This window comes from Brevibacterium antiquum (genome assembly GCF_016107655.1).
GTDB classification, from domain to species: domain Bacteria; phylum Actinomycetota; class Actinomycetes; order Actinomycetales; family Brevibacteriaceae; genus Brevibacterium; species Brevibacterium antiquum.
The window spans coordinates 409,335-423,952 of sequence record NZ_JABASX010000002.1 but is presented as its reverse complement, the minus strand read 5'-3'; the positions used below and the strand labels follow the sequence as shown (position 1 = coordinate 423,952).

Sequence of the window (14,618 nt, the reverse complement as noted above, 5' to 3'; positions counted from 1 at the left end):
ATTCCACAGATAGGGAAACACATTGTCCAAGCAGATCGACATCAAGGATCTCGACATCTTCTACGGCGACTTCCGCGCCGTCGATGGTGTGCAGATGCAGATCAAGCCCCGCTCGGTCACGGCCCTCATCGGCCCCTCGGGCTGCGGTAAGTCCACAGTGCTGCGCACCCTCAACCGGATGCACGAAGTGATTCCGGGCGCCAGCGTCTCCGGTCAGGTCCTCATGGACGGAAATGACATCTACGGAGCAGGCGTCGACCCGGTCAACGTGCGCCGAGAGGTCGGCATGGTCTTCCAGCGTGCGAACCCGTTCCCCACCATGAGCATCAAGGAGAACGTGCTGGCCGGTGTGCGTCTCAACAGCCGCCGCATGTCCAAGTCAGAGGCCGATGACCTCACCGAGCGCGCGCTGCGTGGCGCCAACCTCTGGAACGAGGTCAAGGACCGCCTCAGCCTGCCCGGCTCGGGACTCTCCGGCGGTCAGCAGCAGCGCCTGTGCATCGCCCGCGCGATCGCCGTTGAGCCCGAGGTCCTGCTCATGGACGAACCGTGCTCCGCTCTGGATCCGATCTCCACACTGGCCATCGAGGATCTCATCAACGACCTCAAGGACCAGTACACGGTCGTCATCGTCACTCACAACATGCAGCAGGCCGCTCGCGTGTCCGACAAGACCGCGTTCTTCAACATCGCAGGCACCGGCAAGCCGGGCAAGCTCATCGAGTTCAACGAGACCTCGACGATCTTCTCCAACCCTGAGAAGGAAGAGACCGAGAACTACATCTCCGGCCGCTTCGGATGATCTGAAGCCTGGCCTGCGGCTGCGTGGGCGGCGACCGCAGTCCTCAGCGAGAATGTCCAACGGTTGGTAACTTCGTCGCAATCCAAGAGCTCGGATCGCGAGGAAGTTACCAACCGTTACCTGTATTCACGGCTCATAGTGGTTAAGGGGCGAGGTCTCCACCCCAAGAGACCTCGCCATCACACCCCGGCCTGAACATGGTCTGGGAGTTGCCTCCGCAGTCGACCGAACGACCTTCCCAGCAACCCATCGCCGATATATCGTTATATATCGTCAAGGCGATTCGATCAGACCTGGAGGTCATCATGAACGAGCCATTCAATCACGGAAGTTTCTCTCGTCGGAACGGCGATTGGGGCGGGGCGAATATCTGGGAAGCGGTGGAGCAGCTGCGCTCATCCTTCAACCCCAAACAGCCGTTCCGCATGAACCGCGGGGATGTCCGCGCCGGAATCCTCACGCTGCTGGCCGAAGCCCCGATGCACGGCTACCAGATCATTCAAGAGATCGAAGAACGCAGCGGCGGCAGCTGGAAGCCCAGCCCGGGATCGGTCTATCCGACGCTGCAGCTGCTCACGGATGAGGGCCTCATCAGCTCCGAGTCCTCCAGCGGGCGCAAGACCTATTCACTCACCGAGGCCGGACGCGAGCAGGTCGCATCCGAGCCGGAGTCCAATGCTCCGTGGGAATCGGCGAAAAAGCCCGAAGCGCCCAGGGCCGCAAATCTGGCCAAGGCCGGCGTCGAGCTGGCGCAGGCAGCAGCTCAGGTCGGCCGGTCCGGCAGCAAGGAGCAGGTCGCCGAGGCGGTCACCGCGCTCGAGGACACCAAGCGCAGACTGTATTCGATCCTCGCCGAGGACTGAGCAGTGACGGCGCGAACCCTTCGGGCTCGTTACGGTCGGATCCTCCGCTTCGCCGCGGCCCAGATGGTCATGGCCTGGTGGTTCGAGATGACGCTGCCGCGAATCGGCCTGGGTCGTCTCGCGGCAAGAGGTCGGGTGAAGCGCTGGCGTTCCACGGCCAGGCGATTTCGCACTCTGGCCGTGGAACTCGGCGGTCTGATGATCAAGGTCGGTCAGTTCCTCTCCTCGCGCATGGATGTTCTCCCGCCCGAGATCACCAAAGAACTCGAGGGCCTGCAGGACGAAGTCGCCCCGGTCCCCTTCGACCAGATCCGCGACCTTGCCGAAGCACAGCTGGGGACGGCACTCACTGATGCCTTCTCCTCCTTCGAACCTCGCCCATTGGCCGCGGCATCCCTGGGTCAGGCGCACTCAGCGACCCTGAACCCGGAGATCGCCGCAGAGATCGGTTTCGCCGAGGTGGTCGTCAAGGTCCAGCGTCCGAGCATCGCCGATATCGTCGAGGTCGATCTGCGTGCACTGCGCCGGATCGCCGGATGGCTCTCCCGCGTCCAGTTCGTCTCCCGCCGCGTCGACATGCCGGCACTGGTCGAAGAGTTCGCCCATGTCAGCCTCGAAGAGATCGACTATCTCCATGAAGCGGCGAATGCGGAGGCCTTCGCCGTGGATGCGGCTGAGTCGGCCAGGGTGCATGCTCCGCAGGTCGTCTGGGAACAGACCACACCACAGGTGCTGACCTTGGAGGACGTCACAGCGATCAAGGCCAACGACGTCGCTGCGCTGCGTCGAGTCGGGATCGACCCCCACGAGGTTGCAACGACCTTCGCGCACACAATGTTCGATCAGCTCTTCCGGACCGGCTTCTTCCACGCCGACCCCCACCCGGGCAACATCTTCGTGACACCTGCAAACCCGGGGACAGCTTCGGCGGTCAGTCCGGCGGCGATGGGGTCGGGCTCCGCGCCCGCCTCGGCGGGGGTCGACTGGCATCTGACCTTCATCGACTTCGGGATGATGGGGCACGTGCCGGAGAATCTGCGCGCGGGTCTGCGGGAGCTCATCATCGCCGTGGCGATGCGGGACTCCCGCCGCCTCGTCGCCAGCGTCGGACTCATCGGAGTTCTGCTCGAGGGCGCGGACACGGAAGAGCTCGAACGCTCTCTCACGGGACTCTTCGCACGGTTCGGAGGCATGGGGTTCGCCCAGCTGCGCGACGTCGATGAGAAGGAGCTGCGAGCCTTCTCCACGGATTTCGAATCGGTGGTGCGGGATCTGCCCGTGCAGCTGCCGGAGAACCTCTTCCTCATCATTCGCTCGCTGTCCATGGTCTCGGGTCTGTGCAGTTCGCTCAATCCCTCGTTCAACATCTGGGAGGTCGTCGAACCCTATGCGAGCGAGCTGATCGAGGAGGAGAAGGGCGGCGCCGCCGGCACCGTGGCGAAGGAGGCAATCAACCTTGTGCGCCTGACGCTCGGCTTGCCGGGGCGCCTCGACGGCCTGGTCCAGAGGCTCGAGAACGGCGAACTCTCGGTGGCCACGCCCAAACTGGACCGCCGGGTCGCAGGCCTCGAACTTCTGGCCCGCGGGGTGATCTCGGCCGTGCTGTTCACCGGTTTCGCCATCGGTGGTGCTGTGCTGCTGTCCATGACCACACGGGGTGGCGTCCTGCTGCTCATCGCCTCGGCGCCGGCGCTCATTCACAGCCTGAGCACGCTGTTGCGGCACAGGACGCTCAGCCGCCGACACCGCCGCATGTGAGAGCACACGGTCATCCGACCCCACCGGAAGCGCACGCTGAATCGGCCTGTCACTGCCGCCTGGACGCGCGGGCATCAAGCCGTCTGGCACGGTAAGCATAGGTGGCCCAGCCGAGTGCCAGAGCCCACAGCGGGAACAGGAGAGTCGGGCCGATCGTCACCCAGTTGCCATTGAGGCTGACACCGTTGAGCAGAACCGAATGGATCATGCCCATGCCTCCGGTGAACATCGCCAATGTGACGATGCCAGCGGGAATCGTGGCGAGGAGGATGGGCACACGTCGTCCTGCCAGCGGCCCTGTCCAGCGCGGAAACCTCTCTCCCCATCCCTGCACCAGCCCCAGGGTCAGCAGCGCTCCGAGCAGTCCGGCGATCGCCAAGGCGAGACCTGAATGCCACATCCCGACCTGGAGTCCTGCGGAATAGAACTCGGGACTGAGCCCGAACGGGATACCCAGTGCCCACAGAATACGAGTGGATGCATAGATGACGGGAACCGCCACGGCCACGCCGACGGCGATCTTGGCACTGACCTGGACGGGCCGGTGATCGTCGGCAGCCTTCGCAGAGGTCACCGCCGCGGCGGAGGCATCGCCGACACAGGCATCCACGGCCGCACCATCGGCGTCTGCCCGGCTGCGTCGCCGGCGGCCCTCCAGCGATGCCCACACCGCCGCCCACAGCCCCGGGCCGAGCAGCATGAATCCCTGCCAGAGCACGGCGACGGGAATCGGCGGGAACTGCAGGCTCAACGTGTAGCCGAGGTATGCCAACACCAAGGTGTCGGTGAAGACCAGGGTGGTGACGAGGGTGAGGAAGACCGCGAAGCCTCCAACTGCTGCGACGGATCTGCCGCGCAGTCGTGGCAGGGTCAGGAGGGTCGATGCGAGGGTCAGGCTCAGCAGCGCACAGGACCCGACGAGTGCCGCTCCAGCAGGGATGGAGAGATAGTCCAGCAGTGTGCTGTACTCACCCGGTTCCGCATGACCGAACGGAGAGACGAGCAGTCCGCTCCCCCACAGCACGGAGACGGCCAGCATGGTCAGTGACCAGACCGCGCTCAGGCCGAGCATAGTGACACCGACATCGAGTGCCCGCGTCGATTGAGATGGATGTTCTGACTGTGTACAGCTCTGTGTTGTCTTCATGCTTCAACACTCGCGCCGAAGCCGTCTCGGCAGACTCCCCCGAACGGGTGAACGGCATCCCTCAGAGGGTGAAGCAGGTTCTTCAGAGGGTGAAGCATGCCCCTCAGCGGGTGATGAATCCCGATTCGAAGGCTCTGATGACCGCTTGGGTCCGGTCCCTGGCGCCGAGCTTGCCGAGCAGCGAGCTGACATAGGTCTTGACCGTCTCACTGCCGAGGAACAGCTCACCGGCGATCTCCACATTGCTCAGGCCGCGCGCCATGAGTGAGAGCACCTCCTGCTCACGACTGCTCAGCTGGGCAACACTGGCCAGATCTTCGCGCCGCCCCGCCTGAGCTGCCATCTCACGCACCTTCTGCGGATATAGGAGCACTTCCCCACCGGCCACGATGTACACGGCGCGGATGAGTTCCTCCGGCTGGGCCCGCTTGAGCACGAAGCCGTCGGCACCGGCACGCAGCGCTTCGAAGACGTAGTCGTCGCTGTCGAAGGTGGTCAGGATGAGCACACGCGGAGGGTCCTGCCGTGCCACGAGCAATCGAGTCGCTTCGAGTCCGTTGAGCTGCGGCATGCGCACGTCCATGATGACGATATCGGGCTGCGTGCGTTGGACGAGGTCGATGGCGTCGGCACCGTCGCCGGCCACACCGACCACCTCGAGTCCTGTGTCCGAGTCGATGATCGCTGCGAGCCCGGCGCGGACCAACGGCTCATCGTCGATGAGGACCACCCTGATGCTCATGTCTGCCTCTCCTCGTCCGTCACTCGTCCGTCACTCGTGCAGCGCCATTGGTTGTCGCTGTGCCAGTGTTTGCCGCAGCGCCGCTGGTTGTCGGCAGCACGGCCTCAAGCGTCCATGAGCCACCATCGGCAGTCCACCGAACTTCCCCGCCGAAGAGCTCAACACGCTCACTGATCCCCTGCAGACCACGGCCTGCACCCGCATTGATCCTCGCACCACGGGTGCCCACCACGCAGGCGTTGCTCACCGTCAACGTCACGACTCTCGCATCGACGCTGATCGACACTGAGGCCCCCGGCTCTGAGGCGTGGCGAAGCGAGTTCGTCAGAGCCTCCCGCACGATCCGATGCAGCTCGTGCGCCACGGCTGCAGGCAGTGAGCCCATGTCGCCGCTGATTCTCAGCTGGGTCGGGTGCCCCACTGATCTCGCTTCCTCGGCCAGGACCTCGATATCCTCGCTCGTTCGCCGAGGTTGTTGTGCCGTTTCCGCACCGATGACGGCGTCATCATCTGCCTCCAGATCGGCCTCCGCACGGAGCAGCGCGAGAACGTGGTCCAACTCTGCCACCGCCTCACGACCGGTGCGGGCGATTTCGTCAACGGCCGCCTCGGCGCTGGTGGGGTCTGTCTGCAGTGCGCGCTTGGCGACTGCCGCCTGCATCGTCGTCACGGTCAGTGCGTGGCCGATCGAGTCGTGGACCTCGCGGGCAAGCACCGTGCGGCGGAAACGGCGGGCCCGCTCGCGACCAGCGAGCTCCGCTCTGTCGGCCGCCGAGAGGCCGAGGAGAATGAGTGCATAGTTCGGCAGGAAGTATCCCTCCACGACGATGATGGCGATGCACATCAGCAGGATTCCCACGGCGAGGGTCTGGATCAGCCCTGCGGGCAGTACGGTGGCCGCCAGGCTCGTGTCGGTTCCGATCAGACCGTCGGAGAGTTCATGAGCCTGTTGGGGGTCGACGGCGAGAACGACGGCGGCGGGGACGAGGACGACGATCGTGAGCAGGAGCAGTGCGCCGGCGAAGGTGTGACCGAAGTAGAACAGGGCACCGCGCAGTCGATCGGCCGTTCGGGGCCGCCTCGGCGGGGTGGGGATGCTCAGTTCGAGCAGCTGCTCGGCCAGTGTGCGTTCGAGGGCGCGGATGACGGCGAGGAATGCTGGAATGCACAGCAGCGCGAAAGCGATGATTCCGACGACGATGATGGTCAGCGAATCGGCGCGGTTGCCGACCCGGTCCGAGGCAGTGACAGCCCAGATCACGACCGCCGCGTAGGGCACGGCGATGACGCCGCCGATCAGCAGGACCAGCAGCCTGCGCCACAACTTTGCCACGCGAGCCCTCACCGTCACCAGACTACCGTCGTGGCACCAGATCAGCCCGGAATACCGGGTGCGATCGATAGCCACGACAAAAAGCTCTGACCGAACCCATCCACGACACAACCCGCTCCGAATCAGCTGATGTACGACGAGAGTCTTCGAAAGGATCGTCATGAGCACTCACACCGTTTCATCATCAGCTCACACCGCCCGCACCAGCGTCCAGATCGTCTCAGGCATCTTCGGGGCCGTGTTCCTCCTGGTGGGCATCTTGGGCTTCGTCCCGGGCATCACCCAGAACCTGGACACGATGATGTTCGCCGGGCATCATTCGCAAGCCGCGCTGCTGGGGATATTCCAGGTCTCGGTGCTGCACAACATCGTCCATCTGCTCTTCGGCGTCGTCGGCCTGCTCGGGCTCAAGTCACGCCGACTGGCCAAGACCTACCTCATCGTCGGAGGCATCATCTACGCCGTGCTGTGGATCTACGGCCTCGTCGTTCCGATGGAGTCGATGGGCAACTTCGTTCCGCTCAACACCGCTGACAACTGGCTGCACTTCGTCCTCGCAGCTGCCATGATCACGACAGGGATCGTCTTCGGCCGGAAGGCTCACCCTGCGGCACAGCGGTGAGATCTCAGCCGGTGAATACCCTGACCACCAGGCCGATGCAGATCGCCAACACGGCGGCCGCCGGAATCGTCAGCACCCAGACCCCGGCGATGGGAACGATGAAGCGGGCGCGGGCGCGACCCCGGCGTCCGGCGAACTGGGTTCCGAGGATGGCAGATCCGAGGATGAAGGTCAGCGACACCGGCACCCGCATGATGAGCGCCGCCGTGTACATGAGCACCGTGGCGGTGGCATCTGCTGTCGCGGACTTCAGCGGGTCGAGACCGGCCATGCGTACCGACAGTGTGCGGACGACTCGCCACCCGCTCAGGCCGGTGCCGATCGCCAGCGCTCCGGCGATGAGCAGCCGCACCGGCCATGAGATCTCGACGACGGACAGCTCGGTGTACGGATTGGCATCCACGGCGAGGAGCCCGACCATGACCAGGGCCGCGATCTTCTGTGCGTCCTGAACGCCGTGGACCAGCGACAGTGAGGCGGTGAGCACCGAGTCGACCATGCGCGCACCGCGGAAGAGCGGTTTGGGCGGTGAGGCGGCAAAGGTCTTCGACAGCAGAGCCGTCAGGCCCCACGAGAGCACGAATCCGAGGATCGGCGAGATCACGAGGGGCAGGATCACCGAGTTGACCGCCTCGGCGGAGTTGACCGAGAACCCCAGCACGATGCCAGCGCCCAGGAGACCGCCGATGAGGCAGTGCGTGGAGGACACAGGCAACGCGAGGTAGTAGGTGAAGAGACTCCACGCCGTTGCGGCGACGAAGGCGATGATCAGGGAGGTGAGGATGACCTCGGGATCGCCGTCGAAGTGGACGATCTGGTTGGCCACGACTGAGGCGATTCCCTCACCTAAGAGCGCGCCGATGAAGTTGAAGACGACGGCCAGGCCCAGGGCCCACCGTGCGTTGATGGAGCGTCCGACGACGGCATTGCCGATCGTCAGCGCAGCATCATGGAAACCGTTCGAGCCGGCGAAGATCACCGCGGTTACGATGACCCCCGCCAAGAGCAGCTCCACGGACTACGACTCCTTGATCGCGATGGCGGCGACGACCTTGCCCAGCTCGGTGAAGCCGTATGCGGCACGCACGAAGGCCTGCCCCAACTGGGAGACCGCGGTCATGTACGTCAGGCCGCGCCTCGAGTTCGGCACGGCGTCAGACATCCGCCATTGCAGGGCCTCGACTTGGTAGGTAAGGCGGTTGATCGAGTCGACGTAGTCCCACTGATCGAGTTTGCCCGGCAGACGAGTCACCATCCGCGAGGTGTGGTCGGTCTGGTTGGACAGGGCCGCGAGGGTTTCGAGGACACCGGAGGGCAGTTCGTCGAAGGCCTCCGAGGCGAGGACGAATCCGGCACCGTGGAGAAGGTGGCAGATGTCGCGCATGTGATGGCCGAGCAGATAGAGGTCATTGCGGTCGAACGGGGTGATGTAGTTCTCGCGCAGCGCGCGAAGCACGGCACCCATGTCTTCATCGGCTTGATCGCCGATCTCACGGAGGCGGTCTGCGACCTGCCGACGTTCGCTGACTTCGATTCCGGAAAGTTCGGCAAGCACCAGGTTGCATTGCCGCATCTGCCCGACCAGATCGGACAGGCGTTCGTAGAAGACAGTGTCCTGCGGTACTCGCTTGAGCCGCATGCGTTCCTCCTGCCCGGGGCCCGGTCGAGCCGGACGAATGTGCATGTTGCATCAATTGTATGTGCCGGACGCTGAACCGAGAGCGCCTCTCGGCGGTAGGCCGCTCGAAGCGGCTGAATTTGGAGCCCGGGGCTTCAGATCCAGCGTCCGGTGGCCACGAGGGCCACCCACAACGATACTCGCTCACGCTCATGAGTCCACCGCCGAGGCGGGTGAACGAGAGTTGAAAATCTCACAGTCTGCGTACGTGGTCTGCGTACGCGGCCACCTTCCATCTCGGAGGTTGAGCTCTCGTGCCGGACTGGCCGCAAGTCGGTCAGTCCGGCGGTGAGACCGTCAGTCCAGTCCGCCGTGACGGTGGGAGATGGCGGCATCTTTGAGGTCCTTCGCGAACTGGCGCAGACGCGTGGCGGTCTCGGAGCTGTCTGTGCCTTCGGCACACATGCCGACGAACGCTGCGGCTCGGAGGAGGGCGATGACGACGTCCCCGCGGAAGGCTCCAGCGAGGATCTCATCGATGGCACGGGCAACCTCGTCGGGGCCCGCGGGAAGCTCGACTCCGGCGAGGATCTCGTCGAGGCCGAGGCCGTCGGTCATCCTGCGCTGCCCGGCGGAGAACATGTCGGCGAGCTCACGCGGAGCGGTGAGGATCCATTCGCGCAGTGCATACAGGCGCCACAGCGCTCCCGGTGCTGAGACGGCAGGAGCAGCAGACCACATTTCGGCGATGACCTCGAGACCGATGTCGTCGGCCAACTCCACGAACCGCTTCGTCGCGGCCTCATCGCGGCGTCCGCGCGAGTCTCCGAGCAGCAGAGCGGCGGTAGCGTGAGAGGTCTCTGATCTGGTCACTGGGTCATTCGAGGCACTGACCGAATCGAGATCGGCCAGAGGTATCGGGCGGTGAAAGCGTGGCTGTGTCATCGTCAGAGCATTCTAGTCCCCTACACTGATCGGCGCTCCACCCTGAGCAGGCATTCGCCTCCCGCCGGTCAGATCAGGCTTTCGTCTCCCGGTCAGGGTTCATTCGTCAGGTTCACAGTGGCAACTACTAAACTGGTGACAAATTCGGGTCTGCGACCAGCAGGCCACGAGTGCAGACAACGAAGAGGAACTCCCGTGGCAAAATCATCAGTGGCGAAGAAGGGCCTGGACAAGGCAGCGAAATTCGCTGTCAACGAGGACGGGTCCCTCAACCCCCGCGCCCAGTCGATGCTGTCGAAGCTTCTGTCGGTCCAGCGCCCAGTCGCCCTTGCCTATGTGCGCAGTCTGCGTCGCCGGAATCCGGATGCGACTCCGGAACAGCTCATCAAGATCATTCGTCGGCACTACCTAGCGCTGACCACTTCGGGTGGCGCAGCAGTCGGCGCCACCGCTGCAGTCCCCGGACTCGGCACGACAGCTGCACTCGGTGTGGCCACCGCTGAGACCGCCGGATTCCTCGAAGGCACGGCACTTTTCGCACAGGCGATCTCGGAGATCCATGGCCTTCCGGTTCAGGACTCCAAACGCGCGAATGCGCTGGTGCTGGGGCTCATGCTCGGCAAGGACGGAAAGAACCTCGTCCAGAAGTTCAGCAAGCAGTCCGGCGGCTCGGAGTCGATGTTCGGCAACTGGGGCTCTACCGTGACGAAGCAGCTCCCTGCCCCGGTCGTCGACCTGCTGGTGCGGAAGCTGCGCAAGACCTTCATCCGCAAGTTCGCCGCTCGTGCCGGTGGCTCGCTGGTCGGTCGTCTGCTGCCCTTCGGCATCGGCGCGATCATCGGCGGTGTGGTCAACGCTCAGATGGCCCGCAAGGTCGCCGGTGAGTCGACCGAGGCCTTCGGTGCCGCGCCTACGATCTTCCCGCTGGAGACCGATCCCGAGTATGTCGCTCCGAAGAAGGATCGCAAGCTGCTGGCAGGACTGAAGAACATCGCGGCGCTGCGCGGCACGATCAAGAAGAACAAGGCCATTGAGTCCGATGTCATCGACGAGGCGGTCGAAGAGGATCCCACCGCACCGGATGCTCTCCCCCGCACCTACACCGGTGACGAGCACCCTGAACTCGGAAAGTGATCAGCGGGTGAAGCCTGCTGGTTGCCACCGCGAACCAGTTTGAGTATTCGGGCTCGTTACCTCTAATATTATTGAGTCTCCAACAACTCCGGTGTGACGCTTGTCCACGCGGCTGTGTTGGGGCGGGGCCTCTAGCTCAGTTGGTAGAGCAACGGACTTTTAATCCGTGGGTCGTGGGTTCGATCCCCACGGGGCCCACCCACAGAAAAGCCCCGCAATCCCAGTAGACATCAGGGATGGCGGGGCTTTCGCATGGGTCGGCCCGCGATTCTACCATCGAGTCAGCGAATCGGACATGAAGCCGCCGACACCTAATGTTCACTTACCGTTCAAGGCGGCCGCCGAACGCCTGCTCGACTGGAATACTTCCGTCCTGCCACGGGGTGATGACCCAGGCGACGAGATAGGCACCGATCCCCAGGACCGGAAGCAGGAACGAAATGAGGACCAGCAGGCGCATCAGCCACACATTCAGCCCTGTCGCCTCGGCGAGACCGCCGGCAATACCGCCGAGAATCCGGTCGGGTCCGCGACGGAAACCAACTTTGCGAATGGAATCAAATAGTTTTCTCATGCCCTCAACACTACGCAGATTTCGCTGTCTGCACAGGGGTGCTGACCGTCGAACCGGACTGAGGGAAACCGGAATGGCACCCGGTGGGGCCGCTGGCAGGGGAACGGCCGCCTCGGCGGTCAACTGAGTGCAATTCTCGCTATATGAGATGATGATCACAGGTTTTGGGCGCGCCTAAACCGAGGCACCCGGCAAGGGCGGTTACGATTAACGGGTTGTGCAACCAATTGTCCGCATCCGCCTTCCCAGCGACGCGGCAAAGAGGAGTCCATTGTGAAGTGGGTAAAAAAGGCCGTCCTCACGCTCGTCGTCATATTTGTGGCGTTCTATCTGTTCAGTCGGCCAGAAGATTCAGCCGAAGCAGTGCGGAACGCTTTCGAGGCAGTGGGAACCGGTGTCGGCTCATTGGTCACTTTCTTCACTTCTCTGTCCGCGTAACCGCGTGGGAAGCAGCCTGACGTGTTCAGGGCACTGACCGATCCGAAGGTCGAAAATCACCTCATCGCTGAAGAGGGTGAGCTCATTGTCGACGAAGTGCGTCGCCATTTCCTCGCCTTTGTCGCCCCCTCGCTCATCATTGCGCTTGGAGTGGCCGTCGCGGCCATCAGCTTCATGGTCCCCGTTGACTTCGCCCCGATTCCGCTGGGCATCGGCGCCGCCATTGCCCTGTTCGGCGTCTACCGCGCACTGTTCGTGCATATGGACCGGTTCGTCATCACGAACATGCGAGTGTTCAGAATCCACGGGATCTTCACTCAGCACAAGGCGACGATGCCGATGTCGCGTATTCTCGACATCTCGGTGCACAAACCGCTGCTGGGTCGGATCTTCAGATACGGGCATTTCGTCTTTGAGTCTGCCGCCCAGGACCAAGGTCTGCGCGATATCCGTTTTGTCGGACGTCCGGATGAAAGGGACCTCACCATCCAGACGGTGATTCAGCGCTCCGGACTGCGTTCTGCCATCAAATCCTTCAATGACAAGAACAAAGAGGATGACGCTGAGCACCCGGATACGAACCTGGAGATCGACGCGGACCTCCAGGCCGATGTCGAGGGCGACTCCGATTCCGAGGATGCTTACGGCTACGAATACGACGACGACCGCGGAGACGACGTCGAACCACACCGTGAGCCGACCGTGGTCGATGGTGAACGTCGTTTCAATGGAGGAGAGACAACCGTTGGTCACTCGACCGTGCGCACGGGGCCAGGCCCTGACGTGGACACCGGAGAGTGGTCGACCATGGAGCTCGATACCGGCCACGGCTTCAGCGAGTCCGAGGAATTCAGAATCGGCAGCGCACTGCCTGCGTTGAACGACCCTGTTGCCAGGGCTGCAAGCTCATGGGAGCTGCGGTGGCCTGAACGGGACCGCATGCAGACGGCGACGGAGCTGATGCGTGCTCACCGCCGCCTCATCTCCGACCTCGACGAGAAGCTTCGTCCCTTGGGGCTGACCTATGCGCGATACGAGGTGCTGCTCCTCCTGTTCTTCGACCAGCAGGGCGCGCTCCCTCTGGTCGAGCTCACGGACCAACTGCAAGTTGAAGCCAGCTCGTCCTTCTCCTCGGTCAGGTGGCTCGAAGACAATGGGCTGATCGAAAGAGTTCTGGAGCCCGGTGACGACGGTGAGGTCTTCGCCGAGATCACGCCGCGAGGTCGGGCCCTGACCGATCGCGCCAGTCAGATCGTCGCCGATGCCCGCTTCGGTCTGGATACGATGACCGGAGCAGAGTGTCACCAACTGACCACGCTGCTGGCGCGGCAGCGTCGGTACCGGGACTAGGCTCCCTGCGCGGTCCGGCTCTGGCCCTCCGCCCTCCGGTCCATGCCGTCGGCTGTACGGCGGGCGAAGTCCGGAGCGTGTTCGGGGGTGACGCCCAGGCCGAGGATGTGCGCCGGAATCACGGTCAGCGCGGGGAACGTCGTCAGCAGCCACAGGATCGGCGCCGGCGGGCGGATGACTCCGCCGTTGTGGACGACCGGCTCGATCATTCGGTGAATGCCGCCCTGCAGCAGCTCGACGGCTTTCGTCGTCAGCAATCGTCGCCGCTGGACTCGCTTGAGATCGCGGGTGGACACGGTCCTTGCACGTAGGGCCTCGGCCAGAAGACGGGCCGTGGCCACACCATCCTGGACCGCCAGGTTGACGCCGACTCCACCCAACGGACTCATGGCATGGGCGGAGTCGCCGATGCACAGCAGCCCGTCGATGAACCAGCGTTTGGCTTCGTTGCGGCGCACATCGAGGAGCTTCACGTCATCAAGCTGGAGTGCTTCGACATCGTCTGCCAGAGCGGGGAATGTCTCTGCGACCGCACGACGAAGAGACTCGATCCCCTGCTCACGGAACCGTACGTCCTCGCCCTTCGGGATGAGACGAGCCATCTGGACATGCCCGTCGCGCGGAATCGCGACGAACACATTGCCGCCCTCGGCTCGGGGAGCAACAGAATCGGCCAGCTGCGCCTGGGTGTCGATCCGGAACCACCACACGTCGATCGTGGACCGCAGTTCCCGCATCGACAGCTGCGCCTCGTCCCGAGCCTTCGACCAGCGTCCGTCGGCAGCGACGACGAGTGGCGCACGCAACTCGGTCTCACCTTCGGGAGTCTGTGCCCGGGCGCCGACGACCCTGTCGCCGTCCCAGATCAATGAGGTCATCTCGACTCCCATCCGCAGATCGAATCCAGGTTCATCCTCCCCCGCCTTTGCCAGCAGATTGAGGAAGTCCCACTGAGGTGCGATCGTCATGAACGGATGCGCTGTGTTCAGTCTGGACAGGTCGCCGAGGATGTAGTCCCGACCGTCGTCTCCGACAAGACTGATATTGGTCACTCTGCGGTGCGTGATCCGCGCGAACTCGTTGTAGAGTCCGAGCTCGTCGAGGAGCCGCAGTGTTGAGGGGTGGATGGTGTCACCGCGGAAATCTCTGAAGAAGTCAGTGTGCTTCTCCAGCACCACAACTCTGACGCCTCCGCGCGCCATGAGCAGCCCGGCGACGATGCCGGCGGGCCCACCTCCGGAGATGATGCAGTCGTATTCGACATCGAACTGGTCGTGCGCGGCGTCTGTCAT

14 protein-coding genes and 1 tRNA gene are annotated in these 14,618 nt (G+C 63.7%); 7 read left to right on the top strand and 8 right to left on the bottom strand.

The genetic code is table 11. The annotated features are described in order from the left end of the window. Positions 1 to 22: 22 nt before the first annotated feature. The 3 genes from pstB (at position 23) to JFC13_RS05135 (ending at position 3,423) form a co-directional block, all read left to right on the top strand. On the top strand, positions 23 to 802 hold the full coding sequence (gene pstB, locus JFC13_RS05145) for a phosphate ABC transporter ATP-binding protein PstB (protein WP_125188314.1): 780 nt from the start codon (positions 23 to 25) through the stop codon (positions 800 to 802). 305 nt (positions 803 to 1,107) lie between these two features. Further along, positions 1,108 to 1,665, top strand: a complete 558-nt coding sequence (locus JFC13_RS05140) for a PadR family transcriptional regulator (RefSeq protein WP_198396013.1) — start codon at positions 1,108 to 1,110, stop codon at positions 1,663 to 1,665. Positions 1,666 to 1,728: 63 nt separating this feature from the next. Next, positions 1,729 to 3,423, top strand: a complete 1,695-nt coding sequence (locus JFC13_RS05135; protein WP_198396097.1) for an ABC1 kinase family protein — start codon at positions 1,729 to 1,731, stop codon at positions 3,421 to 3,423. A 49-nt stretch (positions 3,424 to 3,472) separates the two neighbouring features. Here the strand turns inward: JFC13_RS05135 and JFC13_RS05130 are convergent, their stop codons facing one another. The 3 genes from JFC13_RS05130 to JFC13_RS05120 form a co-directional block, all read right to left on the bottom strand. Further along, a complete protein-coding gene (locus tag JFC13_RS05130) occupies positions 3,473 to 4,570 on the bottom strand; it encodes a hypothetical protein (protein WP_198396012.1) in 1,098 nt (365 codons plus the stop codon). 103 nt (positions 4,571 to 4,673) lie between these two features. Beyond that, on the bottom strand, positions 4,674 to 5,312 hold the full coding sequence (locus tag JFC13_RS05125) for a response regulator (RefSeq protein ID WP_198396011.1): 639 nt from the start codon (positions 5,310 to 5,312) through the stop codon (positions 4,674 to 4,676). A 19-nt stretch (positions 5,313 to 5,331) separates the two neighbouring features. Next, positions 5,332 to 6,645 carry a sensor histidine kinase gene (locus JFC13_RS05120; protein WP_198396010.1) on the bottom strand — a complete coding sequence of 438 codons (1,314 nt, stop codon included), beginning with the start codon at positions 6,643 to 6,645 and terminating at the stop codon, positions 5,332 to 5,334. Positions 6,646 to 6,805: 160 nt separating this feature from the next. Between JFC13_RS05120 and JFC13_RS05115 the strand changes: the two genes are divergently transcribed. Next, the gene (locus JFC13_RS05115; protein ID WP_198396009.1) at positions 6,806 to 7,267 is read left to right on the top strand and encodes a DUF4383 domain-containing protein; all 462 of its coding nucleotides are present in this window, start codon (positions 6,806 to 6,808) and stop codon (positions 7,265 to 7,267) included. 4 nt (positions 7,268 to 7,271) lie between these two features. Here JFC13_RS05115 and JFC13_RS05110 read toward each other — a convergent pair whose 3' ends face one another. The 3 genes from JFC13_RS05110 to JFC13_RS05100 form a co-directional block, all read right to left on the bottom strand. After that, positions 7,272 to 8,282: an inorganic phosphate transporter gene (locus tag JFC13_RS05110; RefSeq protein WP_198396008.1), complete on the bottom strand. Its 1,011-nt coding sequence runs from the start codon at positions 8,280 to 8,282 to the stop codon at positions 7,272 to 7,274. A 3-nt stretch (positions 8,283 to 8,285) separates the two neighbouring features. Then, complete coding sequence (locus JFC13_RS05105; protein WP_198396007.1) at positions 8,286 to 8,906, bottom strand: DUF47 family protein; 621 nt, start codon at positions 8,904 to 8,906, stop codon at positions 8,286 to 8,288. Between the two features lie 336 nt (positions 8,907 to 9,242). Beyond that, entirely contained in the window at positions 9,243 to 9,758 is a 516-nt protein-coding gene (locus JFC13_RS05100) for a hypothetical protein (RefSeq protein WP_260847905.1), read from the bottom strand. Positions 9,759 to 10,025: 267 nt separating this feature from the next. On the opposite strand from JFC13_RS05100, the gene JFC13_RS05095 reads away from it, so the two are divergent. Then, positions 10,026 to 10,964, top strand: a complete 939-nt coding sequence (locus tag JFC13_RS05095; RefSeq protein ID WP_332839334.1) for a hypothetical protein — start codon at positions 10,026 to 10,028, stop codon at positions 10,962 to 10,964. A 125-nt stretch (positions 10,965 to 11,089) separates the two neighbouring features. Beyond that, positions 11,090 to 11,162: transfer RNA gene (locus JFC13_RS05090), tRNA-Lys, on the top strand. A gap of 124 nt (positions 11,163 to 11,286) precedes the next feature. On the opposite strand, the gene JFC13_RS05085 is transcribed toward JFC13_RS05090, so the two are convergent. After that, positions 11,287 to 11,538: a PspC domain-containing protein gene (locus tag JFC13_RS05085; RefSeq protein WP_198396006.1), complete on the bottom strand. Its 252-nt coding sequence runs from the start codon at positions 11,536 to 11,538 to the stop codon at positions 11,287 to 11,289. Positions 11,539 to 11,997: 459 nt separating this feature from the next. On the opposite strand from JFC13_RS05085, the gene JFC13_RS05080 reads away from it, so the two are divergent. After that, positions 11,998 to 13,326: a PH domain-containing protein gene (locus JFC13_RS05080; protein ID WP_198396005.1), complete on the top strand. Its 1,329-nt coding sequence runs from the start codon at positions 11,998 to 12,000 to the stop codon at positions 13,324 to 13,326. Here JFC13_RS05080 and JFC13_RS05075 read toward each other — a convergent pair. Continuing rightward, on the bottom strand, positions 13,323 to 14,618 hold the full coding sequence (locus tag JFC13_RS05075) for an FAD-dependent oxidoreductase (protein WP_198396004.1): 1,296 nt from the start codon (positions 14,616 to 14,618) through the stop codon (positions 13,323 to 13,325). The two genes, JFC13_RS05080 and JFC13_RS05075, sit on opposite strands and share 4 nt — an antisense overlap.

Bases quoted from the DNA above. Each gene is read 5' to 3' on its own strand.
- JFC13_RS05140 (WP_198396013.1), top strand. From the start codon at position 1,108: ATGAACGAGCCATTCAATCACGGAAGTTTCTCTCGTCGGAACGGCGAT.
- JFC13_RS05135 (WP_198396097.1), top strand. From the start codon at position 1,729: ATGGTCATGGCCTGGTGGTTCGAGATGACGCTGCCGCGAATCGGCCTG.
- JFC13_RS05130 (WP_198396012.1), bottom strand. From the start codon at position 4,570: ATGAAGACAACACAGAGCTGTACACAGTCAGAACATCCATCTCAATCG.
- JFC13_RS05125 (WP_198396011.1), bottom strand. From the start codon at position 5,312: ATGAGCATCAGGGTGGTCCTCATCGACGATGAGCCGTTGGTCCGCGCC.
- JFC13_RS05115 (WP_198396009.1), top strand. From the start codon at position 6,806: ATGAGCACTCACACCGTTTCATCATCAGCTCACACCGCCCGCACCAGC.
- JFC13_RS05105 (WP_198396007.1), bottom strand. From the start codon at position 8,906: ATGCGGCTCAAGCGAGTACCGCAGGACACTGTCTTCTACGAACGCCTG.
- JFC13_RS05085 (WP_198396006.1), bottom strand. From the start codon at position 11,538: ATGAGAAAACTATTTGATTCCATTCGCAAAGTTGGTTTCCGTCGCGGA.
- JFC13_RS05075 (WP_198396004.1), bottom strand. From the start codon at position 14,618: ATGACAGACGCCGCGCACGACCAGTTCGATGTCGAATACGACTGCATC.